At 69.5% G+C, this 23,212-nt stretch carries 21 protein-coding genes and 1 tRNA gene; 9 read left to right on the forward strand and 13 right to left on the reverse strand.

From position 1 onward, the window contains the following. On the reverse strand, positions 1 to 282 hold a 282-nt coding region (locus VFW66_03845; GenBank protein ID HEX5385813.1), incomplete at its 3' end, for an SDR family NAD(P)-dependent oxidoreductase. Between the two features lie 166 nt (positions 283 to 448). Between VFW66_03845 and VFW66_03850 the strand changes: the two genes are divergently transcribed. From VFW66_03850 to hisF, 6 genes are read left to right on the forward strand one after another with little or no spacing between them, the layout of a single operon-like run. After that, positions 449 to 2,707 carry a type II/IV secretion system protein gene (locus VFW66_03850; protein ID HEX5385814.1) on the forward strand — a complete coding sequence of 753 codons (2,259 nt, stop codon included), beginning with the start codon at positions 449 to 451 and terminating at the stop codon, positions 2,705 to 2,707. Further along, entirely contained in the window at positions 2,704 to 3,807 is a 1,104-nt protein-coding gene (hisC, locus tag VFW66_03855) for a histidinol-phosphate transaminase (protein ID HEX5385815.1), read from the forward strand. Before VFW66_03850 ends, hisC begins: the two co-directional genes overlap by 4 nt. Next, entirely contained in the window at positions 3,804 to 4,406 is a 603-nt protein-coding gene (gene hisB, locus VFW66_03860; protein ID HEX5385816.1) for an imidazoleglycerol-phosphate dehydratase HisB, read from the forward strand. Before hisC ends, hisB begins: the two co-directional genes overlap by 4 nt. Next, on the forward strand, positions 4,403 to 5,020 hold the full coding sequence (gene hisH / locus VFW66_03865) for an imidazole glycerol phosphate synthase subunit HisH (protein HEX5385817.1): 618 nt from the start codon (positions 4,403 to 4,405) through the stop codon (positions 5,018 to 5,020). Before hisB ends, hisH begins: the two co-directional genes overlap by 4 nt. Next, positions 5,017 to 5,502: an NUDIX domain-containing protein gene (locus VFW66_03870; protein HEX5385818.1), complete on the forward strand. Its 486-nt coding sequence runs from the start codon at positions 5,017 to 5,019 to the stop codon at positions 5,500 to 5,502. The genes hisH and VFW66_03870 overlap by 4 nt, the downstream gene beginning before the upstream one ends. A gap of 6 nt (positions 5,503 to 5,508) precedes the next feature. Further along, positions 5,509 to 6,261, forward strand: a complete 753-nt coding sequence (gene hisF / locus VFW66_03875) for an imidazole glycerol phosphate synthase subunit HisF (protein ID HEX5385819.1) — start codon at positions 5,509 to 5,511, stop codon at positions 6,259 to 6,261. Positions 6,262 to 6,283: 22 nt separating this feature from the next. On the opposite strand, the gene VFW66_03880 is transcribed toward hisF, so the two are convergent. Together VFW66_03880 and VFW66_03885 are read right to left on the reverse strand one after the other, a co-directional pair. After that, positions 6,284 to 7,234 carry an NmrA/HSCARG family protein gene (locus VFW66_03880; protein ID HEX5385820.1) on the reverse strand — a complete coding sequence of 317 codons (951 nt, stop codon included), beginning with the start codon at positions 7,232 to 7,234 and terminating at the stop codon, positions 6,284 to 6,286. A gap of 44 nt (positions 7,235 to 7,278) precedes the next feature. Next, positions 7,279 to 9,483, reverse strand: coding sequence for an ATP-binding protein (locus VFW66_03885; GenBank protein HEX5385821.1), 2,205 nt, complete (start codon positions 9,481 to 9,483; stop codon positions 7,279 to 7,281). Positions 9,484 to 9,612: 129 nt separating this feature from the next. On the opposite strand from VFW66_03885, the gene VFW66_03890 reads away from it, so the two are divergent. Next, positions 9,613 to 12,030, forward strand: a complete 2,418-nt coding sequence (locus tag VFW66_03890; GenBank protein ID HEX5385822.1) for a TonB-dependent receptor — start codon at positions 9,613 to 9,615, stop codon at positions 12,028 to 12,030. A gap of 24 nt (positions 12,031 to 12,054) precedes the next feature. Here the strand turns inward: VFW66_03890 and yihA are convergent, their stop codons facing one another. From yihA to VFW66_03920, 6 genes are all read right to left on the reverse strand, one after another. Next, positions 12,055 to 12,654, reverse strand: coding sequence for a ribosome biogenesis GTP-binding protein YihA/YsxC (gene yihA / locus VFW66_03895; GenBank protein HEX5385823.1), 600 nt, complete (start codon positions 12,652 to 12,654; stop codon positions 12,055 to 12,057). After that, positions 12,651 to 13,898, reverse strand: a complete 1,248-nt coding sequence (gene clpX, locus VFW66_03900; GenBank protein HEX5385824.1) for an ATP-dependent Clp protease ATP-binding subunit ClpX — start codon at positions 13,896 to 13,898, stop codon at positions 12,651 to 12,653. Before clpX ends, yihA begins: the two co-directional genes overlap by 4 nt. Positions 13,899 to 13,969: 71 nt before the next feature. Beyond that, a complete protein-coding gene (clpP, locus tag VFW66_03905) occupies positions 13,970 to 14,596 on the reverse strand; it encodes an ATP-dependent Clp endopeptidase proteolytic subunit ClpP (GenBank protein HEX5385825.1) in 627 nt (208 codons plus the stop codon). After that, a complete protein-coding gene (gene tig / locus VFW66_03910; GenBank protein ID HEX5385826.1) occupies positions 14,597 to 15,850 on the reverse strand; it encodes a trigger factor in 1,254 nt (417 codons plus the stop codon). 71 nt (positions 15,851 to 15,921) lie between these two features. After that, entirely contained in the window at positions 15,922 to 16,830 is a 909-nt protein-coding gene (locus VFW66_03915) for a PHP domain-containing protein (GenBank protein ID HEX5385827.1), read from the reverse strand. Positions 16,831 to 17,197: 367 nt separating this feature from the next. After that, positions 17,198 to 17,279 (reverse strand) — tRNA-Leu (locus VFW66_03920). Positions 17,280 to 17,413: 134 nt separating this feature from the next. Here VFW66_03920 and VFW66_03925 point away from each other — a divergent pair. Further along, positions 17,414 to 17,815 (forward strand): hypothetical protein, encoded by a 402-nt coding sequence (locus VFW66_03925; GenBank protein ID HEX5385828.1) that lies wholly within the window; start codon positions 17,414 to 17,416, stop codon positions 17,813 to 17,815. A gap of 96 nt (positions 17,816 to 17,911) precedes the next feature. Beyond that, a complete protein-coding gene (locus VFW66_03930; protein ID HEX5385829.1) occupies positions 17,912 to 19,588 on the forward strand; it encodes an NAD(P)/FAD-dependent oxidoreductase in 1,677 nt (558 codons plus the stop codon). On the opposite strand, the gene VFW66_03935 is transcribed toward VFW66_03930, so the two are convergent. The 4 genes from VFW66_03935 to VFW66_03950 form a co-directional block, all read right to left on the reverse strand. Next, positions 19,513 to 20,640, reverse strand: a complete 1,128-nt coding sequence (locus VFW66_03935; protein HEX5385830.1) for an aromatic ring-hydroxylating dioxygenase subunit alpha — start codon at positions 20,638 to 20,640, stop codon at positions 19,513 to 19,515. The genes VFW66_03930 and VFW66_03935 overlap by 76 nt on opposite strands. A gap of 10 nt (positions 20,641 to 20,650) precedes the next feature. Beyond that, a complete protein-coding gene (locus VFW66_03940; GenBank protein ID HEX5385831.1) occupies positions 20,651 to 20,857 on the reverse strand; it encodes a DUF6494 family protein in 207 nt (68 codons plus the stop codon). 64 nt (positions 20,858 to 20,921) lie between these two features. Further along, complete coding sequence (locus VFW66_03945) at positions 20,922 to 21,377, reverse strand: hypothetical protein (GenBank protein ID HEX5385832.1); 456 nt, start codon at positions 21,375 to 21,377, stop codon at positions 20,922 to 20,924. A gap of 120 nt (positions 21,378 to 21,497) precedes the next feature. Next, entirely contained in the window at positions 21,498 to 23,078 is a 1,581-nt protein-coding gene (locus VFW66_03950) for a trypsin-like peptidase domain-containing protein (GenBank protein ID HEX5385833.1), read from the reverse strand. Positions 23,079 to 23,212: the final 134 nt, after the last annotated feature.

Below are 23,212 nucleotides of genomic sequence, written 5' to 3' on the forward strand. Positions count from 1 at the left end.
GGCGCCGCCCGCACCATCGCCCGCAGCCGCGATCTGCGCCCGCGCCCGCGCGAGCTCGGCTTCGTCACGTGCGCAGATGGCCACCCGCGCGCCGGCCCGGGCCAACTGGCGCGCCAATACCAGGCCCAGGCCGCGCGAGCCGCCGGTCACGAGCGCCACCTTGCCGCGGAAACTGAACCACCGTCGCGCCCGCCGCTCCGCGGCGAATGCGGCACCGGCCGCGCCCGCAAGCACCAGCCCTGCGGCAGCGGCGCCGGCGGCGAGCATCCGTCGGCCGTTCATCGTATCTCTCCCGGTCTGAGGTCCATGCGCACGGTCGCGCAACGTTGAACATGCGTCGGTGACTTCGGTCACGCCCTACCCCGCGCGCCGCATGCGGCCTTATCTTTCGCGTCCGGTTCCCCCAAGCCGCTTCGCCTGTTTCCCCACTGCCGCATCGAGCCGCGCCATGCAGTTCACCGATGAATGGTTGGTGCCGATCGTCGAACCGTTGCTGGCGGCGGACGCGGTGCACGCGCTCCGCCAGGCCGACGGCACCGCACCGGTCTCCCTCTGGGAGCTGCTGCTCACGCGCCGGCTCGTAAGCGACGCAAAGATCCTCGCCGCCGTCGCGGCCCGGTTCCGGTTTCCCGTGGCCGACGTGACCAAGCTCGACCCGGCGCTCAAGACCGCCGTGCCGGAGCAACTGGTCCGCAAGTTCCACGTGCTGCCGGTCCGGATCACCGACGCCGTGCTCGAGGTGGCCACCGCCAACCCCTTCGACCTCGACGCCGAGAAGACGCTGGCGTTCGCCACCGGGCGCGAGGTGCGGCTGCTGCTCGGCTCGCCGCTCACCATCCGCGAGAAGCTCGACGAGCTGTACCGGGCGGAGGACGTGGTGAACAAGCTGCTCGAGGGCATCGGCACCACTTTCGACGTCGCGGAACTCAAGGACGACGACGAGGCGGCGGCCACCGCCGAGGAGGCGAGCCAGCGGCCCATCATCCGCCTGGTGGACATGATGCTCGCCGACGGTGCCACCAGCCGCGCGAGCGACATCCACGTCGAGCCGATCGAGGGCGGCGTCGCCGTGCGCTACCGCATCGACGGCGTGCTGCGCCAGGTCATGAAGCTCCCGCGCTCGGCCGGGCTGCCACTCATCTCGCGCATCAAGATCATGTCCGGCCTCGACATCGCCGACCGGCTGCGGCCCCAGGACGGCCGCGCCCGAATTTCGGTGAACGGCGAAGCGCTCGATCTCCGCATCTCGACCCTCCCGGCCACGCTGGGCGAGAAGGTCGTGATCCGCATCCTGAGCAGCCGCACCACCGTGCTCGCGCTGGATGGCCTCGGCCTCCACCCGGACGAGGCGGAGCAAATCGCGCGGCTCCTGCGCCACAAGGAGGGCATCGTCCTGGTCACCGGACCCACCGGCTCCGGCAAGACGACGACGCTCTATTCGGCGCTCCGGCTGGTGCAGCACGAGGGCGTGAACATCGTGACGGTGGAGGACCCGGTCGAATATCGGCTGGGGCAGAACATCGTCCAGGTGCAGGTGCAGGAGAAGACCGGGCTCACGTTCGCCTCCGCGCTCCGGTCGATCTTGCGGCAGGACCCCGACGTGCTGCTGGTGGGCGAGATCCGCGACCGCGAAACCGCGCAGATCGCGCTGCAGGCGTCGCTGACAGGCCACCTGGTGCTCTCGACGCTGCACACGAATGACGCGGCCAGCTCGGTCACCCGCCTGCTCGACATGGGGCTCGAGGCGTACAAGATCGCCTCCGCGCTACGCGGCGTCGTGGCGCAGCGGCTGCTCCGCCGACTCTGCACCTCGTGTCGGGCGCCGAGCACCGAGCTGCCGCCGGACCGGGTGGCGCGTCTCCTGCCGCCCGGTACCACGCTCTTTCGCGCGGTGGGATGTCCCGAGTGCACTATGACCGGATACAAGGGCCGCTTCGGCGTAGTCGAGGTGCTCACGATGACGCCCGAGCTCGAGCGGGAGATCGGCGCCGGCGCCGGCGCGGACCGCGTCGCGGAGTTGGCCGGGAAGGGGGGGATGCGGAGCCTCTGGGAGAGCGCGCTGCGCCACGTGATATCCGGCGAGACGAGCGTGGACGAGTTGCTCCGGGTCACGGACGTGCCGGAGCCCGACGCTCGCGCGGCCCAAGCTCCCGTGCCGGCAGCACCCCCACGCCCGCGGCGCAACGCGCCGGCTTCGCCCGGCAACGGACCGGCCGCCCCGGTTTCCGCGGCCCCTCCGGCGCCGGCTCCCCCGCTCTCCGGCGTCTCTATGGAGATGGAGCTGCTCGACGAGCCGGTCGAGCCGGCGGAGCAGGCTGACGGGCGTCGGCGCGGCATCTCGGTGTTGCTGGTGGACGACGAGGACCAGTTGCGCCGCGTAATGCGCGATCTGCTCGAGCGCGAGGGCTACACGGTGTACGAGGCGGCGGACGGCGTGCGCGCGCTCGACGAAGTGGATCGCCGCGCCCCGGACATCATCGTGCTCGACCTCAACCTCCCGGGGCTCGACGGCTATGACGTCCTCGCGCGCTTGCGCTCGCGTCCCGCCACCCGCGAGATCCCGGTCGTGGTGCTCACCGCCAAGGGAGACGAGGATAATGAGGTCCGCGTCTTCGACCTGGGCGCCGATGATTTCCTGAGCAAGCCGTTCCGCGCGCGCTCCCTCGCGTCCCGGCTGGAGGCCGTCCTCGGCCGCCGCGGCCGATGAAAGCCCCGCTCACCGACGCCGGCGCCGGTCTCGCGCAGATCAAGGCCGCCGTGCGCGGCCAGGCGGCCTACACGCTCACCGCGCCCGGCTCCCGCCGCAAGCTCAACCAGAACGAAAACCCGTACGACCTGCCGGCCGCGCTCAAGCGCGAGATCCTCGACCGCGCGGCCGCGCTGCCCTGGAACCGCTACCCGGAGTTCGCGCCGACGAGCCTCCTCGCCGCACTCGCCGCGCGCTACGACTGGCCGGCTGACGGCATTCTCACCGGCAACGGCTCGAACGAGCTGATCCAGGCGACGCTCGCGACGGCGCTCGACGCCGGCGACCGCGTCGTGGCTCCGACGCCCACATTCTCCCTCTACCGGCTGCTCACCAACGTGCTCGGCGGGCGCTACGTGCCCGTCGCGTTCGGCCCGGAGTTTCGCTACGGAATCGAGTCGCTGATCGCCGTGGCAGTGCGCGAGCAGGCGCGCGTCATCGTGCTCAACTCGCCCAACAACCCCACCGGCTCCGCGCTCCCCGACGACGGCGTGGAGCGCATCCTCGATGCCACCGACGCGCTCGTCGTCTGCGACGAGGCGTATCAGGATTTCGGCGGCCCCACGGCGCTCGGACTGCTTGCATCGTCGCCGCGCGTCGTCGTGCTGCGCACGTTCTCGAAGGCGTATGGTGCGGCCGGGCTCCGGTTCGGCGTGGCGCTCGCGCACCCGGCCGTCGCGCGCGAGATCGCCAAGGCCAAGCTCCCCTACAACGTGAACACGATCACGCTCGCCGCGGCCGAGGTGCTGCTCCGGCATCCCGAGGTGCGCGAAGCGCAGATCGGTGAGATCGTCGCCACGCGCGACCGGACGGTTGCGCGGCTCCGCGCCATCGGCGGCCTCACCGTGTATCCCTCGGCCGCCAACTTCGTTCTCATCCGCTGCCACGCGGTGCCGGCGGCCGAGGTGTTCCGCCGCCTGGTCGAGGAGCACGGGATCCTCGTGCGCGACGTGTCCGCCGCGGCGGAATTGGCCGAGTGCCTCCGCATCTCGATCGGCACGCCGGACGATATGGACGCCGTGGTCGCGGCGCTCACCGCGGTTTTCGAGGGGGGCCCGTGAGCGCCGCCGCGCCGCGCGTGGCGGACATCACCCGCACCACCAAGGAAACCGATCTCCGCGTGCGGCTCGACCTCGACGGACGTGGCAAGGTCGAGGCGCGCACCGGTATCGGCTTCTTCGACCACATGCTCGAGGCGCTCGGCCGGCACGCGCTGCTCGACCTGAGCATCGTCGCCGAAGGCGATCTACACGTCGATGGGCACCACACCGTCGAGGACACCGGCATCGCGCTGGGCCAGGCCATCGCGCGGGCGCTGGGCTCGCGCGCCGGCATCCGCCGCTACGCCGACGCGCTGGTGCCGCTCGACGAAGCGCTGGTACGGGCGGTGGTCGACGTCTCCGGCCGGCCGTTTCTCTCGTACAACATCGACATCCCCAAGTGGCAGATGCTGGGCGACTACGACGTGTTTCTCACGCCGGAGTTCTTCCGCGCCCTCGTGCTCAACGCCGGGCTCACCTGTCACCTCGACCTCATCCGCGGCGACAACCCGCACCACATCGTCGAGGCCGCGGTCAAGGCGTTCGCGCGCGCGCTCGACGGCGCCACGCAGCTCGATGCGCGCGTCGAGGGCATCCCGTCGACCAAGGGCGTCCTGTGATCGCGGTGGTGGACTACGGGGTGAACAACCTGCGCAGCGTCGTGCGGGCGCTTGCCGCTGGCGGCCATCCGGCCGAGCTCACTACCGACCCGGCCCGGGTGCGTGCCGCGGACCGCGTGGTGATTCCCGGCGTCGGCCACTTCGGCCAGGGCTCGCGCAATCTCCGCGACTCAGGGCTGGGCGACGCGGTGCGCGAGGTGGCGCGCGCCGGACGCCCTGTGTTCGGCATCTGCCTCGGCATGCAGCTTTGCTTCAGCGAAAGCGAGGAGGCGCCGGCCGCGCGCGGCTTGGGACTCCTGCCGGGACGCGTCCGCCGCCTTGCCGTGGATCTGCCGATCCCGCACGTGGGATGGGCCCGGGTGACGCCGACGGATGCCGGGCGAAAGCATGCGCTCGTGTGCGCCGCGCTGCCCGATGGGGAGTTCTACTACCACGTGCACAGCTACCACCCCGCGGAACTGCCTGACGACGAGGTGCTCGCCACGGCGGACTACGACTACGCGTTCCCCACGCTCGTCGGTCGCGACAACGTGCTCGGCGCGCAGTTCCACCCGGAGAAATCGCAGCGCGCCGGCGTCGCCCTCCTCGCCGCGTTCGCCGGATGGACTCCGTGACCACGACCCGCGTGTCGCTGGTCGATGTGTACGTGGTCCGCGCCGCTGCCGCCGGACTCGAGCTGCTGGCACTCCGGCGCGCGCCCGGCGGGCGCTGCCCGGGCTCCTGGGAGACGGTGCACGGCCACATCGAGGCCGGTGAGACCCCGGCCGACGCGGCGCGGCGCGAGCTCACGGAAGAGACCGGCTTCGCGCCGCTCCGGCTCTACAACCTGAGCCGGGTGGAGCTGTTCTATCAGCACCGGATCGACGAGGTGGCGCTGGTGCCGGTGTTCGCCGCGTTCGTCGAGGCGGCCGCCGCCGCGCGGCTCGGGCGCGAGCACGATGCGTCGGCCTGGCTCACGCCCGATGCGGCCCGGCAGCGGTTCACCTGGCCGCGCGAGCGGCGCGCCGTGGACGATGTCCTCGTCCTGCTCGGCGGTGGCGACGCGGGCGCGGTGGAGGACGTGCTCCGCGTGGGCGGCGGCCGGCGCGGCGCGTAAGGTCGCATGCTCGCGCGCCGGATCATCCCCTGCCTCGATGTGGCGGGGGGACGGGTGGTGAAGGGCGTGCACTTCGAGTCGCTGCGTGACGCCGGCGATCCCGTCGCCCAAGCCGCGCGGTACGACGCCGAAGGCGCCGACGAGCTGGTCTTCCTCGACATCTCCGCAAGCCACGAAGACCGTCGCACCACGCTCGACATGGTAAGCCGGGTGGCGGATAGCATCTTCATCCCGTTCACCGTGGGCGGCGGCATCCGGTCGGTGGACGACGCCGGCCGTGCACTCCGCGCCGGCGCCGACAAGATCGCCGTCAACACCGCCGCGGTGCGTGACCCCTCGCTGGTCGACCGGCTCGCCGCGAGCTTCGGCTCGCAGTGCATCGTGGCCGCGGTCGACGTGAAGCGGGTCGACGGAAAGCTCACGGTGATGGTGACGGGCGGCCGGGAACCGACGCCGCGCGAGGCCGTCGAGTGGATCGGCGAGCTGGAGCGCCTCGGCGCCGGCGAAATCCTGCTGACCTCGATGGACCGCGACGGCACGCAGTTGGGCTACGACCTGCCGCTCCTCGAGACTGCGGCCGCCGCGGTGCGGATTCCGGTGATCGCGTCGGGCGGCGCCGGGTCGCTCGCCCATCTGGCAGACGCACTCGAGGCGGGAGCACATGGCGTGCTCGCCGCCTCGATCTTTCACTTCGCGGGCTCGACTATTCCCGAAGCGCGCGCCTATCTCAGGTCGCGCGGGTTCGCCGTCCGCCCGTAGGCGGCGCCGGGCCGCGCCGCGCTCACTCGAGCGGAATCCGCTCCTTGTTCTCGGCGAGCCACTCATCGAGGGTCTGCAACGCGGGATTCAGCGCGCGCGACACGCCGGGGTCGCGCGACGCCATGAACTCCGGCTCGAACTCGGCGTAGTACTGGAACATGTTGCCGAGATCCTCGGCGCCCGGAAACCCGAACCCCCGGTACGTCGCCGGCGACACCGCGTTGTAGCGCACCTCGCGGCCGAGCGCCTTCCCGAGCGACGCCGCCATCTGCGTCCCCGTCAGGAACTCGCCCACGATACCGACGGTCTTGCCGATATACCTGCGGCCGGCCTTGAAAATGCCGTAGGCGCACCGGCCGATGTCCTCCGAAGCGATGCCCGCGAGGCGCTTGTCGGCCATCGGCATCGTGAGCAGCAGCGTCCCATCCGGCCCGGGCTTCGGGCCCGAGCCGAAGTAGATGAAGTTCTCCCAATAGAACGACGTGAGCAGAAAGGTCACCGGCACGCCGAGGTCGGTGAAGTAGTGGTTCGACGCGCCCTTGGCATCAAAGTGCGGCACCTTGTAGTGCTCCATGAGGGTTGGCATCCTGTTGTCACTGAGTGGGACCAGGATCCGGGTGTCCTCGAGCGTCGACCAGATGGCGTGCTGAACCCCGGCATCCCTCGCTGCCGTCGCCATCGTCTTCGCCTCGGCGGCTTCGCGCTCGGGCGAAAAGTGATCCCAGAAAAACGTCACGCAGAACGCGCCGTACGCGCCGTCGAATGCGCGCCGCACGCTGGCGGGATCGTCGACGTCGGCCGCCACCACTTCCGCGCCCAGCTTGGCGAGCGCGCGCGCCTTCTCAGAATCAGTGTTGCGGGTGATGGCCCGCGCCCGGAACCCGCCGCCCGGGTCCGCCTGAATCGCGCGGACCAGTCCGCCGCCCTGCGCGCCCGTCGCACCTATCACCGCGATGATCTTCGGCTCGGCCATGATCGCCTCGTCAAGTCAATGGAAGCTGGATGTAGGGATCCATCCTAGCCCTCCAGGATGCGTCCCGCCAGCGCGCGCAGATCGCGCAGGTTGAACGGCTTGGCCATCCAGTGGATCACGGCAGCCGAATGTGCCCCCGAGGCGCGCGGATCTCCGGTCACGACCAGGCGTTCGCGCCACTCGGGCCGGAGCTCGAGCAGCGCGCGCACGAACGAGCGGCTGCCGTCGGCCGTGAGCTGACCATCGGCGATCACCAGATCGTAGGATTGCGCGCGCGCGAGCCGCAGGGCCTGCTCACCCGTGCGCGCCGCTTCGATGATGTGGCCGTCGGGAGCGAGCAGCGCGCCCACCGTCCGCTGCACGCCAACATCGTCGTCTGCCACGAGGATCCGACGCCGGCCACCCTCGGCGGTCCCCGCGGCACCAGCCGCCTGCGCCCGCTCCAGTGCGCCGCCCTCGTGCGCCGGCAGCGTGACGACGAATTCGGCGCCGCCTTCCGGTGCCGGGCCGTAATCCAGACGTCCGCCGTGCGACTCGATCAATCCGTAGCTCAGCGATAGCCCGAGCCCGGTGCCGTGGCCCGGCGCCTTGGTCGTGAAGAACGGCGTGAAAAGATGCGGCACGTGCGCGGCTGGCACGCCCGGTCCGGTGTCGGCCACGCGCAGCTCCGCGCGGCTGTCGCTGCCGGCGGTGACGAGCGTGATCCGGCGCGCGCGGCCCGGCGCGAGCTCGCTCACGGCCTGCACGGCGTTGGTGAGCAGGTTGAGGAGTACCTGCTGCAGCTCATAGCGGTCGGCCAGCACTAACACGGGCGCCGGCGCGAGGCGCGCGTCCAGCTCGATGCCGCGCAGCTCGAGCTCGTACGCGACGAGCAGCGAGGTGCGCGCGACCACGTCGTTCAAATCGACGGCGGTCTTCTCCGGCGTCCCCTTCCGCGCAAAGGTGAGCAGGTTCCGCACGATGCGGCTCGCCCGCTCGGCCTGCTCGTGGATCACGCGCAGGTGCTCGCGCGGGGCCTCGGGCAGGCGGTTGGGCTCGAGCAGCAGCTCCGCGAGCCCGGCGATCGAGGTGAGCGGGTTGTTGAGCTCGTGCGCCACGCCCGACACGAGCTGGCCCACCAGCGCCATCTTCTCGTTCTGGATCACCTGAGCCTCGAGCGCGCGCTGCTCGGTCACATCTTCGACCAGGATCACGGCCGCGCCCCCCATGGCCGAGCCGGCGATCGGCGCGGCGGTGAGCCGCAACGTGTGCCGGTCGCGCTCGCGCCGCACCTCGACCGGCGCCGGACGCTCGGGGCCGGCGGCACGCTGCAAGAGCCCGTCCTTCAGTTCCGCCGAGCCACCCACGATTTCGAAAAAGTTGCGGCCGACCAGCTCCGCCTCGCCCACGCCGGCAAGCGCGGCAAGGGCGCGATTCGCCCGAATCACCGTGCCGTCGTTGCCCACCACGGCGATCCCCTCGGCGAGGGCGTTGAAGGCCGTTTCCCACGCCTCGGTGCTGCGCCGGACCATCTCGAACAGCCGGCCGTTGGCGGCCACGACCGAGGTCTGCGTCGCCACCGTCGAGAGGAGCCAGAGGTCTTCGGTGGTGAACGGCCCCTCGCGCCGGTCGACCACCGCGAGCGCACCCAGGCTCACGCCCTGCGCCCGGAGCGGGGCGACGGCCGCCGAGCGCACCGTGATCCCGCCGAGCAGGTGGACGTTCGGAGCGGCCACGCCCTGGGCCACTTGGATCCGCTCGAGCGCAATCGCGTGCTGCACGAGCGCCGTGTCGGACGGCTCAGCGAGGCGGCCCTGAAAGCGCGCGAGCGAACCTACGGCAGCCGCAACGCGCAGCCGTCCAGCTTCGGCATCGTCGGCGAGGGCCACGAGCGCGCCGTCAGCTTGCAGGAAGCGCGACGCATAGCGGGCCACCTGGTCGGCGATGCGGTCGAGTTGGATGGATTCGGAGAGGACGAAGCTCAGCTCCTGGAGGGAGAAGAGCTCGCTGATGCGGCGGTCGAGTTGGCTCGCGGCGGCGTCGCGGCGCGCATCGGCCGCCTGAGCGTGGGTCCAGTGCCGGTACGCAAAGGCCGCGGCTCCGCCGGCCACGAGGGCGGCGCCGACGAGTGCGAGCACCACGCGAGCGGCTCCGCCCGTGCCTGACGCAGCGAGCGCGAGCAGCAGGCAGCCGGCGATGGCGCCCGCGGCCGCAAAGGCGAGGGCCGGGGCGGAGGCGGAGGCGGGGCGGGATTGAAATGGGAGCTGCACGCGGCCGGTTCCCAGAAGTGTGTCAGCAATTTCGGCGGGTGGCGAGTTGACAGGCAAGGGAATGGGGAATACGTTGTTAGGGAATATACTTGCAGTTGAGTTTCATTCTCACTCAATCAACTCCAGTCGATGCGCCGACTCGACCGTCTCGCAACGCTCCTCGCCGCCGCAGCGATCACCCTTGCGCGCCCCGCACACTCGCTGGCGCAGCGACCCGCGCAGCAGCCGGCGCCCGGCGCCATCGAGGGCGTGGTGAGCGGTCCGACCGGCGCGGTCAGCGACGCGGAAGTGGTGCTCGACCGCACCGTCGCGGCAGCCCGTACCGACAGCACCGGTCACTTCCGCATCGAAAACGTCGCCCCCGGCTCCTACCGCCTCTCGGTCAATGCCATAGGCTTGGCACCGGTGCAGACGAAGGTTCAGGTGACCGCCGGCGAATCGGCGCACGTCGACGTCGCCCTCGCGCGCGCGGTGCAGCGGCTTGCCGATCTCAGCGTCACGACCGACGCGCCCGCTCGGCGCCGGCCGGAGCACGCGGTCGGCCGAATGGACGACGTGAGCGGCGGCGCGATCTACGCCGGCAAGAAGACCGAGGTGCTGGCACTCGACTCGCTCGACGTGAACGCGGCGCAAAATGTCTCCCGCCAGATCCTGGGCCGCGTGCCCGGGCTCACCGTCGCGGAAACCGAAGGTGCCGGATTCCCGTCGAACGGCATCGGCTTCCGCGGGCTCAACCCGACGCAGTCGGTCGAGGTAAACGTTCGGCAGGACGGCTACAACATCGCGGCCGATCCGTACGGCTATCCCGAGACGTACTTCCTTCCGCCCGCCGAAGCGCTCGACCGGGTCGAGCTCGTGCGCGGCGCGTCGTCGCTCGACTTCGGTTCCCAGTTCGGCGGCATGGTAAACTACGTGATCCGCGACGGCGTGCCCGGGCCGCCTGAGATCCGGACCCGGCTCACCGGCGGCAGCTTCGAGACGCTGAACGGCTTTGCCGATGTCGGCGGTGGCGCCGGGTCGGTCACGTACTACGGCTTTCTCCAGGCGCGGACCCAGGACGGCTGGCGCCCCAACAATTCGACGCGGCAGATCACCGGCTTCGGCCGCATCCGCTGGCGGCCGTCGCATAATTGGAGGCTGGGCGCCGAGTACACGCTGTTCCGCAACCGCATCCGGATGCCGGGCGGGCTCACCAACGCGGAGTTTGCCGCCGACCCGCGCAGCTCCTTCCGCTTCCGCAACTGGCTCGGGAGTCCCTGGAACATCCTCGCGCTCACGGCCGACTACTCGCCCAATCCCAACCTGACCCTGCATACGACGGCGTGGGGCAACCTGAGCCAGCGCTACCTCGTCTGGCGCAACGAAGACGGCGGCGCCGGCGCCGTGGACGCCGTGGACCCAAGCACCGGCCAGTTCGTTCCGCGCGAAGTCGAGCGTGAGCGGTTCACCAACGCGACGCTCGAGTCGCGCCTCGCGTACTCGTTCCCGCTTCTGGGCCGCACCGGCACCTTTGCCGCCGGTGTGCGCGCCTTCACCGGCCGGATGCACCGGCAGAGCGGTGGGCCGGGCTCGACCGGGTCCGACTTCGACCTCGGCCTCTACGGCGGGCCGTTTGAGAAAGACATTCAGTTCTACAACACCAATCTGGCGGCTCACGTCGAGCAGCTCGTGCGCCTGGGCGAACGCGTCACGGTGACGCCGGGTATCCGGTTCGAGTACCTCCGCTCCTCCGCGACCGGCTACACCGACACCACGTTTTCGGGACTTGCCCGGAGCCGGACCTTTGCGCTGCCCGGCGTGGCGGCCGAGGTCCGCACCACGCCCACGACGTCGCTCTACGGGAGCATCTCCCGCTCGTACCGCCCGATCGAGTACTCGTCGCTCACGCCGTTTGCCACGGTGAGCCGCATCGATCCCAACCTGCACGACGCGAGCGGCATGACCGCGGACCTGGGCTGGCGCGGCACGCTCGGCTCGCTGCTCAGGTTCGACGTCGGCCTCTTCCGCATCGAGTACGGCGATCGCATCGGGCTCGTCTCGGCTACCGACCCGGACGGTACGCCGTTCACGCTCCGCACCAACGTGGCGACCAGCGTGCACCGCGGCGTCGAGAGCTACATCGAGCTGAGTCCGATCGCCGAGCTGTCGCTCTTCGACGCGTTCGCCTTCACCGATGCCAGGTATGTCGAAGGCGAATTCGCCGGCAACCGGGTGGAGTACGCGCCGAAGTACGTGAATCGGGTGGGCGCACGCTACGCGCGCGGGTCGGCATCGGGCGCGGTGCAGCTTTCGACGGTGAGCCAGGCGTTCGGGGACGCGAACAACACGATCGGTGGCAACGATGCCAACGTGGGGCTCGTGCCGGCGTACGCGCTGCTCGATGTATCGGGCCAGATGCGCGTGGGCCCCCGCTACACGCTCGGCGCCGGCGTCAACAACCTGACCGACGAACGCTACTTCACCCGCCGCACCGACGAGTATCCGGGGCCGGGCATTCTGCCCTCGCCCGGGCGGAGCTTTTACCTCACCATCGGCGCGGACTTCTAGGGGCGCTCGAGCGGCGTGCGCCCGCTACGCCGCTCTCCGCACCAGCTCCACGATCGCCGATCCCAGCTCACCCAGCCCCTCGCCGAGCCGGGCACTCGTGAGCTGCACCTGGTCGTCGGGCAGGCCGAGATCCCGGGCAAGCGCGCTTGCCCGCGCGCGCTGCGCGCCCCGGCCCAGCTTGTCAGCCTTGGTGAGCGCCGCGAGCACCGGGCGCCCGCTCTCGATGAGCAGCGCCTGCATCGCGAGGTCCTGCGCCGACGGTGCGTGGCGCGCGTCGAGCAGCCAGACCACGCCGGCCAGGCGCGGGCGCTCGCGAAGGTAGCCGTTGACGAGGCGGGCGTAGCCCGCGCGCGCCGCCTTGCTCGCCCGCGCAAAGCCGTAGCCGGGCAAATCCACCAGATAAAACGCGGGCAGTCTGAAGGCGTTGAGCAGAGTGGTCTTGCCCGGCGTTCCGCTCACCCGCGCGAGCCCCGGGCGCCCCACCAGGGCGTTGAGCAGACTCGACTTGCCGACGTTGGATCGCCCGATCAGGGCGACCTCCGGCAGCGGCGGAACGAACGGTGTAAGGGGATCGGGAAAGGAGCCGACGAACTCGATCGGCAGGCCGGCGAGCGGGTTGCTCAAGCCTCCCGCTTGGTGCGCGCGCGCTCGGTGACGATCATCGGGGTGACCGATTCGTTGATCGACTCCCGGGTGATGATGACCTCGCGCACGTCGTCCCGCGTGGGCAGGTCGAACATGATGTCGGTCATCATCGTCTCGAGGATGGAGCGGAGCCCGCGCGCGCCGGTGCCGCGCTTGAGCGCCTTCTGCGCCACGGCGCGGAGCGCCTCGTTGTCGAAGGTGAGCCCCACGTTCTCCAGCTCGAAGAGCTTCCGGTACTGCTTGGTGAGCGCGTTCTTGGGCTCCACCAGGATCCGCATCAGCGCGTTCTCGTCCAACGCCTCGAGCGCCACCACGACCGGCAGCCGGCCCACCAGCTCGGGGATGAGCCCGAACCGGAGGAGGTCGTCCGGCTCGACGTCGGCGTAGGGGTTCTGCTTGTCCGGCTCGTGGCCCCGGCCATTGCCGTCGGTGCTGAAGCCGATCTGCTGCCGGCCGGTACGGGCCTGGATGATCTTCTCCAGCCCGTCGAACGCGCCGCCGCAGATGAACAGGATGTCCTTGGTGTTGATCTGGATGTATTCCTGCTGCGGATGCTTGCGGCCGCCCTGGGGCGGCACCGACGCCACGGTGCCCTCGAGAATCTTGAGCAGCGCCTGCTGCACCCCCTCGCCCGACACATCGCGCGTGATGCTCGGGTTCTCGCTCTTCCGGGCGATCTTATCGATCTCATCGATGTAGACGATGCCGCGCTCGCACTCGGCGACGTTGAAGTCGCCGGCCTGGAGCAGCCGAACCAGGATGTTCTCCACGTCTTCACCCACGTAGCCCGCCTCGGTGAGCGTGGTGGCGTCGGCGATGGTGAAGGGGACGTCGAGAATGCGGGCGAGCGTCTGCGCGAGCAGCGTCTTGCCGACGCCGGTCGGACCCAGCAGCAGGATGTTGGACTTGTCCAGCTCGACCTCGGCCTCCCGGCTGCCCGAGGCGTTGATGCGCTTATAGTGGTTGTACACTGCGACAGCCAGCGTCCGCTTGGCCCGCTCCTGCCCGATCACGTACTGGTCGAGGACGTCCTTGATTTCCTGCGGCGTCGGAACCTGGGTGATGCTGTCGGCGACTTCGCGCTCTTCATCCTCGGCCAGGATCTCATTGCAGAGCGTGATGCACTCGTTGCAGATGTAAACCGACGGGCCGGAGATGAATTTCCGGACCGAGTCCTTGGACTTCCCGCAGAAGGAGCACCGAAGATGCTTGTCGTTCGACATGACGCCGGGTCGTGCTCAGGTGGAAAGGTTCGGAGGGCCGGCCGGAAAACTGGCCGCCGCCCGCGGGAGCGTCAAGTCTCGTGTCCGTTGCCGTCGTGCGGCACCAGCTCCCGCCGCGGCGTGAACACGCTGTCGATGAGGCCGTACGCCTTGGCTTCCTCGGCGCTCATGAAGCGGTCGCGGTCCATGTCGCGCTCGATCGTCTCGACCGACTGGCCGGTGTGCTCGGCGTACAGCTTGTTGAGCTTGGAGCGGAGGTACAGGATCTCGCGGGCCTGGATCTCGATGTCGGCCGCGGTGCCCTGCGCGCCGCCCGACGGCTGGTGGATCATGATCCGCGAGTGGGGCAGGGCGCTCCGCCGACCCTTGGTGCCCGCCGCGAGCAGGAATGAGCCCATCGAAGCCGCCATGCCCATGCAGATCGTGTTCACCGGCGCGCGGAGGTGCTGCATCGTGTCGTAGATCGCCATGCCGGAGGAGACGATGCCGCCCGGCGAATTGATGTACAGGTAGATGTCCTTCTCGGGGTTGTCCGCCTCGAGAAAGAGCAGCTGCGCGATGATGATGTTGGAGACGTCATCGTTGATCGGCGCACCGAGGAAGACGATGCGGTCCATCAGCAGCCGGGAGAAGATGTCGTAGGTCCGCTCTCCGCGGCTCGATCGCTCGATGATGTACGGTGGATACAGCGTGGCCATTCAAGCCCCTGCCTCTTCAACGGTGGACTGCTGGAGGAGAAACTCGAACATCTTCTCCTCGGTGAGGGAGCGCTCGAGCTCGGGCAGCCGGTTGGCCTTCTGCAGGGTCGCGTACAACTCGCCCGCAGGCAGATTCCGTGCCGCCGCCATGCTCGCAATGCGCTGATCGAGGTCGGCCTCGGTGGCCCGCAGGTTCTGCTGCGTGGCGAGCGTCTCGAGCACCAGGTCGCGTTGCACCTGGCTCACGGCAACCGGCCGGAACTGCGCCTCGAACCCCGCGAGCTGGTCGGGCGGAACCTTGTACATGTCCGCGTAAGCATGGAGGAAGCGGTGGACCAGCGATTCCGGCGCCGGGACGTTGTTGGCGTCGACCACCTGCTTGATGAGCTGCTGGCGCACGCTCGCATCGGCTTCATGCTCGGCGGCACGCTCGAGGTCGGCTCGCACGGCGGCACGCAGGCCAGCGAGGTCCTCGAATTCGCCTACCTCGCGCGCGAAGGCGTCGTCGAGCGGAGCAAGCTCCTGGCGCTTCACCTCGTGCAGCGTGACGCGCACCCGCCGGGTCTGTCCCCGCCGGCTCGCGTCCGGATGGTCGTCGGGAAAGCGCACCTCGGCATCCACGCTCTCCCCGGGGAGAAGCGTCATGATCTTCTCTTCGAGATCGGGAATCGCCTGCCCCTGGCCGAGGATTACGGAGTATGGCTGCGAGGTGGCGCTCGGCTCCTGGTCGAGCGGCACGACGTCCACGCGCACGAGCTGGCCCGGCACCGGCTTCATTCCCTCGACCGGAAGCCATGCGGCCTTCTCCTCGCGCAACTGCTCAAGTTGCTCGTCGACCGCTGCATCGGTCACGGTGGCCGCCGGGCGCGTCACCCGGAAGCCGCCGGTGCGCGCGAGGTTGAGCTCGGGCCGCACCTCGACCAGAAGCTCGAACTCGACGGGCCTCCCTTCCTCGAACTTGAGATTCCGGATGGAGGGATCGGCGACGGGCTGGAGCGATTCGCTGTTGCGGGCTGTCTCCCAACTCTCACGAATGATTTCCTCGAGCACCGATTGCCGGATGGCGTCGGTGTATCGCTTGCGCACGACACCCTCCGGCGCCTTGCCCGGCCGGAACCCCGGCAGCCGCGCGCGCCGCGCGAAGTACTGGACCGCCCGGGTCTCCGCCTGGCGCACCCGATCCACCGGCACGGTGACGTGGAGCGACTTGGACGCGGCGTCTTCGGAGGTTTTTTCGACTAAGATGTCCGCCATGGGCAGGAATCTAAGCGGGAAGGGCGGGAAAGCGGAAAGGCGGTAGGGGCGTCCCTAACGCCTCTACCGCTTTACCGTCGTTGCTGCGCGTCCTCCCGAGCCTCTGCCTCGAGCAGCCGGCGGCGGTATGCGGCGAGCGGATCCGCGGGCGCGGCGCGCTCGGTGTTGAGCGCCCCGGCCTTGGCGAGCAGTGCCGCGCGCCGCGCGAGGCGGGTGCTGCGCGCGCGCGCGGCGCGGTCCTGGAACCGCTCGACCCGGTCGTAGATGGCGCGCACCGCGTACAGCAGCCCGAGACGAACCGGGTCCCATGCGGTGGCACCCGAGAACCGCATGGTGCGGCCCTCGTTGGTGAAGCGCCCCGCGCGGAGCTCGTCGAGGGGTTCGGCGTCCGGACGGTCGAGGACGACGCGGGTCTGGCGGTCGTTGCTGCCGTCGTGCTGGTCCAGGCCGGCAAACCCGACCACGTTGGTCCGTTCGCGCCGAATGCGCCTCAAGAGCGCGATGGCCTTGGGGTCGGGGAGGTACCTGGTGTTGTAGGCAGCGTTCCAGACCTCCACCGCATCCACGCCCGTCAGGACCGTCCTTGGCGGCTCGGCCCGGCAGAGCTTGGGGTGGGCCAGCGCAAGGAAGTCGGCGCGCGAGCGGGCGAGCGCCACGAACTCTTCCGGCGTGGCCGGCGCGATCCATTCGCGGAGCCCGAACGCGAGGAGGTGGAGGCCGCGGAACCCGGCAAAGCGGAACTCGAGCCCGGGGATGATCCGCACAGCCGAGTCGGATTGCTCCCTGCATTCGCGGCAGAGCTCGGCAAACCGCTGGGCGTCGAGGTCTTCGGCGTGATCGGTGAGACCGACGAACCCGATGCCTCGCGTGAGCGCCAGCGCGCGCAGCCGGGCGATGGAATCGCGCCCGTCGTGGGAATAGGTGCTGTGGACGTGGAGAATGCCGGTGCGGCGTGCGCCCGGCCGCGGCGAGCGTTGCATCAGGGAAACATCGGCGCGCTGCGTCACGCCGGATTGTTCGGCGTGTATCGCCTGAGTCACCGCCTCGCGCGGGTTGTCCGCGCGGAACGCCGGCTCCGACACCGTTACACCTATCCTGCCCGAAGTCCCAGCGCTCCACTACCGCCCCCGCCCTGGGTGCGTGTGGTGATCAGGCCACGACTAGCGCCGTACTACGACAACAATTGTTCGAGAGAATCAAGGAGTTCGTCCGCGCGACGCCGTTCAGTCATCGCTGCCGGCACCATACGACGCGGACGCAAATACTTTCAGCAGCTTCCATGCCTGCCGGCGCCGGAAAAATGGCGGTAAAGAGGGTACGTCCTTACCGCCTCTACCGCCCTTCGCATGCGAACGCCGGGAGTCGAACCCGGACCCCTTGCGGGACAGGATCCTAAGTCCTGCGCGTCTGCCGATTCCGCCACGTTCGCGCGCGGCGCCCAAAGATAGCTGCGCGTGCGCTGCCTCACCGCGCGGCGGCAGCGTGGCGCATGGCAACCCGGCGGCCCCCGGCTTACCTTGGCGACGTTGGTCGATGCATAAACGCAGGCGCAGGAGAAAAAATATGCGACCCCTCCATGGACTTGCTGCCCTCGCGAGTTTCGCTGCGGTCATGGCCGCCGGCCCGGCATGCGCGCGCAACCCCGATCCGCTCGCCTTCGGCGGCGCCCTCGCCGCCGGGGCGCCGATCCAGGTCGATGTCGCCAATCACGGCTGGGCCGATGCAGCGGTGTACGTGCTGAGCGGCGGTATCTCGCAGCGCATCGGTTTCGTGAACGGCTTTAGCGAGCAGACGTTCAACATTCCCGCAGCCTACCTGAGCGACAGCGGGGACTTTCAGCTCCAGGCCCACCCGATCGGGAGCCCCGGCGGGCTCACGACCGACCGGCTGACGATCCACTCCGGGCAGTTCATCCGCTTCACGATCGAGAATCAATTGGCGAATTCGAGCGCCGGCGTCTATTAGGCCTGGGCGGGCGCGGGATCCGCGCCCGCCGGTCGCTACCGCCTCCGCGCGGGCGCGCCTACAATTCCGCCGACTCGCTTCCGGGTCGGCGTTTTGATGATTTCGACACACGATACGGCGACATACGACCTCATTGTAATCGGCGCCGGGCACAACGGGCTGGTCACCGCTGCTTACGCCGCCCGCGCAGGACTTCGCGTGCTCGTGCTCGAGCGGCGCGAGGTGCTGGGCGGCGCGTGCGTCACGGAAGAACTCTGGCCCGGCTTCAAAGTGTCGACCGGCGCCTACGTCAACAGCCTGCTCCGTCCCGAGGTGATCCGCGATCTTGAGCTCAAGCGGCACGGCTTTGCCATGCTGCCGCGGAATCCCTCGTCGTTCACGCCCTTCCCCGATCAGCGCTACCTCCTGCTCGGCCCCGACAAGGCGCTCACCCGCCGCGAGGTCGCGAAATTCTCGGCCGCCGACGCAGAGGCGTTACCGGCCTACGAGGCGATGCTCGAGCGGGTGGCCGCGTTCATCGAGCCGACGTTGCTTCGGCCGCCCCCCAATCCCTGGTCGTATCACCCCCGCGACCTGGCACAGCTCGCGCGGCTCGCGTGGGGCTTCCGACGCCTCGGGCCCGACGCGCCGCGCGCCGCCGAAATCCTCACCGGCGCCGCGCAGCCCATCCTCGACCGCTGGTTCGAGTCGGAGCAGCTCAAGGTCACTCTCGCCACCGACGCGATCATCGGGGCGATGGCCTCGCCGTCGATGCCGGGCACGGCGTACGTGCTCTTTCACCACGTGATGGGCGAGTGCGACGGCGCGCGCGGCGTATGGGGCTACGTGCGGGGAGGCATGGGCGGGATCAGCCAGGCCATTGCCGCGGCGGCGCGCGAGCACGGCGCGGACATCCGGACGGGGAGCTCGGTGGCGCAGATCGCCGTGCGCGACGGGGTGGCCACGGGCGTCGTGCTTGCCGACGGCAGCAAGATTTCCGCAACGCGGGTGGCGTCCGGGGCCGACGCGCACACCACGTTTCTCCGGCTGCTCGACCCGGCGGAGCTCCCGGCCGATTTCGCCGCGGCGGTGCGCGCCATCGACTATGCGAGCGGGAGCTGCAAGATCAACCTCGCGCTGAGCGAGTTGCCGGACTTCTCATGCCTGCCCGGTGCCGCGCCGGGCCCGCAGCACCGCGGCACCATTCACCTCTGCCCCACGCTCGCCTACATCGAGGAGGCGTACGACGACGCGAAGCACGGCCGGCCCTCGCGCCACCCGGTCATCGAGGCGACGATCCCGTCGGTGCTCGACGACACCGTGGCGCCGCCAGGTCGCCACGTGATGTCGATGTTCACCCAGTATTTCCCGTACGAGGTGCGCGAGGGGTCGCACGACTACTGGAAGGAGCGCTACGCGGACCGCTGCATCGAGATCATGAACGACTACGCGCCGAACTTTGCGCGGAGCGTGACGGCGCGGCAGGTGCTCACGCCGAAGGACCTCGAGGCGCGCTTCGGGCTCACGGGCGGCAACATCATGCAAGGGGCGATGACGCTCTCGAGCCTCTCGTTCCTGCGCCCCGTCCCCGGCTACGCCGATTACCGCACGCCGATCCGGAACCTCTATCTCTGCGGCGCCGCAACTCATCCGGGTGGCGGGGTGATGGGCGCCTGCGGTTACAACGCGGCCCGCGAAATCCTGCGCGATGCGAAGCGCTATTCTGCCACGCGCCCCAGGGCCATGAGCACCTCGCGATCGACGCCGGCCGCGAGCCCCTCGCGCCGAGAGTAGGGCCCCGGACTGTAGGCGCGCGACTGTACCCCGAGCTGCGCGCGCTCGCAGATGTGCCAGTCCTGCCGATTGATCTGATCCCAGAACTCGACCGCGTCATCGGGCGAGAAACGCGCGTCGCCCAGAGTTTCGGGCGCAAACAGCCATTCGCACACCACCCGGGTCCGTCCAGGCGCCTCCGGCCACACCGCGTGGTACATGACATAGTCGGGGTGGAGGCTCAGGAGCAGGTTGGGAAAGAGCGAGTAGTAGTACACCCGGTGCCGGTCCTCCGGGGGGAGCGGTCCGACCGGCAGCCCGGCCGCGCGACCGCTGAGCGAGAGGCTCTCGCAGCCCTCCACGATCTCCATGTAGCCGCCGAGAAAGGGCCCGCTCACGAGGTCATTCTCGCCGCTCGTGGGCGGCGAGAGCTTGACGAGCGGCGGATGGACCGTCGGGCAGTGATAGCACTCGGAGTAGTTCTGGAGGATGAGCTTCCAATTGCAGGCCACATCGTAGGTCGTTCGGCGCGCCGGCACGAGACGCGGCAGGCGGAACCGGCTGAAGCGGGTGAGCACCGGCGCGAACGCGTTTTCGAAGGGCTCCGGGTCGCGGGCGAGATTGATGAAGACGAACCCCTCCCAAGCCGCGCTCGCCACCGGATGCAACGGCCAGTCCCCCGGCTCGAAATTCTCGATCGTTTCGGCCGAGGGCGCCGCCACGAGCCGTCCGTCGAGCGACCAGGTCCAGCCGTGGTAGGGGCACTGGATCGTGGCGCCGAGTCGGCCGCGCGGCGCCTCGCAGAGGCGGGTGCCGCGATGCCGGCAAACGTTGTGGAAGGCTCTGATCGCGCCGGCCCGGTCCCTCAGCACGATCACGCTGTCGGGCCCCACCTCCTGGAGCAGGTACTCACCGGCGGCCTCGAGCTCGGCCGCGCGGCCGACGCAGAGCCAGCGGCGGGCGAAGATCCGCTCTTCCTCCTCCGCAAAAATTTCCGGCGAGCTGAAATACCGGCCCGGCAAGGTGCGCGCGCCGCCCAGCGCCACGTCCGTGCGCTTGACGAACGGCGTCACGCGGCGGTGCTCACCCGAGGTTGATGCGGCCCTCGACGACGATCTCCGCGTCGAGGCCGGCGATCGTCATCGTGGCGCGCGCCGGCAGCGATTCGATGCCGCGGATCGCGCCCGATTTGATTCCGGCGTCGACCGCGCGCTCGACCTCGCGCTGGGCGGTGACCCCGAACTGCTTGAGCAACTTGCGCAGCGATAGGTTGAATGCCTCCTCGTTCATGGGCGGCACTCCTCGGGTTATGGGGTGGTGTCGATCCGGCGCGTCCGGGCTGCTGCCCGTGCGGCTATTGCCAGCTTCGGACGTGCCCGTCCCAGAAGAATACCGAGACCGTGGGATAGAGCCACTGCTCGACCGGCCGCAGGCCGTCGAGCGACGGCACGATGTGGCGCGGCGGCCCGAGCGCCGCCCGGACCTGCGCGGGTGTCATCCACGGGGCCACGCGCCGGCATGCGGCGGCGGAGAGCATCCCGTCGTCCCACTCGGGAAAGGAGTCGAGCAAGGTGTTGATGCGGACCCGCGGCGCATTGCTGCAGTTGTGGGCGAGCGCAGCGGCGCGTTGTCCGCGCAGCGCCGCGAGCTGGCCCGGGGGGGCGCCATCGGCAACCGCGGTGTGGTAGGCGAACCCCACATCCATCGGAGGCAGACCTTCGAAGGGGCGCCCGAAGTTGGGCAGGGATGCGTAGTGGAGCACCACGCCCGCAGCCGTGGCGACGATGGTCGCCGCCACAAACGTCTTCACGATCGAAAATGTCCTGGGTCGCGAACGGCGGGTCCGACCGCTCGGGATGAGCATCGCCGGCATGGCACTGAACTTACGCCGTGCCGGACGCCTCCTCGGTGACTGCGCTCACGCGACGCGTTACTGGGCGTCGCTCAGCTTGATTCGTTCCACCCGCCGAAGATGCGCGCTCGGGCTGTAGACCCGGAGTGAAATCACGCTGCCGGGCTTCTGCGCCTTGACGGCCGCCCGAAGATCGGCCTCCGATTTTACCGGCTTGCCCTCAACCGCAACGATCACGTCGGGCCCACCGGTCTCCTCGTCGAACAGCACGTCCCACGACGGGCCGCCCGGCACGACGTTGGTGACCAGCACGCCGCGCGCGTCCGCCGGAATCTGCAGCTCCTGGGCGATCTGGGGTGTCAGCGCCTGGACGCTCACGCCCATCCGGCGGGTGAGCAGGCTGCCGCCCGCTTCCACGGCCTCGGTGTCGATGGTGGGCGCGTTCATCCGATCCGCGACCTGCGGCTCGTCCTCCAATGCCTCCAGCTTCACATCGAACGTCTTCCGCACGCCGCCCTTCCGCGCCACCTCCACCTTCACGACGTCGCCGGGCTTGCGGAAGCCGACCACCTGCTGGAGCTGGCCGACGTACTCGACCGGTTTCCCATCGATCGCGATGATGATGTCCCCCGCCTCGATGCCCGCCTTCTTTGCGGGCGAGTCCGCGTTCGGGATGTCCTTCACCACGACGCCGCGGATCTCGGGCAGACCGACGTACTGCGCGTCGTTGAGCGAGACGTTGGCGATCGAGACGCCGAGTGCCGCGCGGTGCACCTTGCCGTCGGTGATGAGCTGATTCATCACGGTGCGCACGAGGTTGATGGGGATCGCGAAGCCGTACCCCGAGTAGAACCCGGTCTGGCTCGCGATCGCCGAGTTGATGCCGATGACCTCGCCGCGCACGCTCACGAGCGGGCCGCCCGAATTGCCCGGGTTGATCGCGGCGTCGGTCTGGATGAAGTCCTGGATGCTCCCGACCCCGCGGTTCGGCAGGCTCTGCAGCGCGCGCCCCTTGGCGCTTACGATGCCGGACGTCACCGTGAAGGTGAGCCCCTCACCGAGCGGATTGCCGATGGCCAGCACCCAGCTCCCCACCCGGGCATCGTCGCTATTGCCGAGCGCCACCGGGGGGAGTCCCTTGGCATCGATCCGGAGAACGGCCACGTCGGTGTTGGGGTCCGTGCCCACGACCTTGGCCTTGAACTCCCGGTGGTCCAGCAGCCGGACGATCACCGTCTCGGCGCCTTCGACCACGTGGTTGTTGGTGAGGATGTATCCGTCGGAGGAGACGATGAAACCCGAGCCACTCCCTTGCTCGAGCTCGGGGTGCTGGGGTTGGCCGAAGTGCGGAAAGAACCGCTCCATGCCGGGCGGCAGCCGTTGCTGAGTCGGCTTTTCGGTGTGCTGCGCCTTGATGTAAACCACGCTCGGCCGCACGTGATCGGCGACGGCGGCAAACGCCTCGCTCAGATCGATGAGCGGCTTGGCGGCCGGAATGCTCGGGGCCTGCACGGTGGGGATGGCGCTGGCGAGCCGGGCCTTCTCCTGGGCGGAAGTGCGGCTGGGTAAATCGAGAAGGCCGGCAAAGAGGAGGCCGAGCGCGAAAGCAAATGCGACCAGACCACCGAACTTGAGCCAGTTGAGGGAGCGAGTGGACATGGAGCCCTGAGGGGAAAGGTGGAACCGCATGGCTATCTAAGATATCGGGGTTTGTGGGCCCTTGGGGTAGAGGAGGGGGTAAAACGGACGGTAAGGGCGGTACAGAACGGGCGGTAAGGGCGGTAAAGGCGGTA

The organism is Gemmatimonadales bacterium, assembly GCA_036279355.1.
Lineage (GTDB): Bacteria > Gemmatimonadota > Gemmatimonadetes > Gemmatimonadales > GWC2-71-9 > DASQPE01.

Excerpts from the sequence above, each read along its gene's own strand:
- VFW66_03850 (HEX5385814.1), top strand. The coding sequence starts at position 449 with ATGCAGTTCACCGATGAATGGTTGGTGCCGATCGTCGAACCGTTGCTG.
- hisC (HEX5385815.1), top strand. The coding sequence starts at position 2,704 with ATGAAAGCCCCGCTCACCGACGCCGGCGCCGGTCTCGCGCAGATCAAG.
- hisF (HEX5385819.1), top strand. The coding sequence starts at position 5,509 with ATGCTCGCGCGCCGGATCATCCCCTGCCTCGATGTGGCGGGGGGACGG.
- VFW66_03880 (HEX5385820.1), bottom strand. The coding sequence starts at position 7,234 with ATGGCCGAGCCGAAGATCATCGCGGTGATAGGTGCGACGGGCGCGCAG.
- VFW66_03890 (HEX5385822.1), top strand. The coding sequence starts at position 9,613 with ATGCGCCGACTCGACCGTCTCGCAACGCTCCTCGCCGCCGCAGCGATC.
- clpX (HEX5385824.1), bottom strand. The coding sequence starts at position 13,898 with ATGTCGAACGACAAGCATCTTCGGTGCTCCTTCTGCGGGAAGTCCAAG.
- clpP (HEX5385825.1), bottom strand. The coding sequence starts at position 14,596 with ATGGCCACGCTGTATCCACCGTACATCATCGAGCGATCGAGCCGCGGA.
- tig (HEX5385826.1), bottom strand. The coding sequence starts at position 15,850 with ATGGCGGACATCTTAGTCGAAAAAACCTCCGAAGACGCCGCGTCCAAG.
- VFW66_03915 (HEX5385827.1), bottom strand. The coding sequence starts at position 16,830 with ATGCAACGCTCGCCGCGGCCGGGCGCACGCCGCACCGGCATTCTCCAC.
- VFW66_03925 (HEX5385828.1), top strand. The coding sequence starts at position 17,414 with ATGCGACCCCTCCATGGACTTGCTGCCCTCGCGAGTTTCGCTGCGGTC.
- VFW66_03930 (HEX5385829.1), top strand. The coding sequence starts at position 17,912 with ATGATTTCGACACACGATACGGCGACATACGACCTCATTGTAATCGGC.
- VFW66_03940 (HEX5385831.1), bottom strand. The coding sequence starts at position 20,857 with ATGAACGAGGAGGCATTCAACCTATCGCTGCGCAAGTTGCTCAAGCAG.
- VFW66_03950 (HEX5385833.1), bottom strand. The coding sequence starts at position 23,078 with ATGTCCACTCGCTCCCTCAACTGGCTCAAGTTCGGTGGTCTGGTCGCA.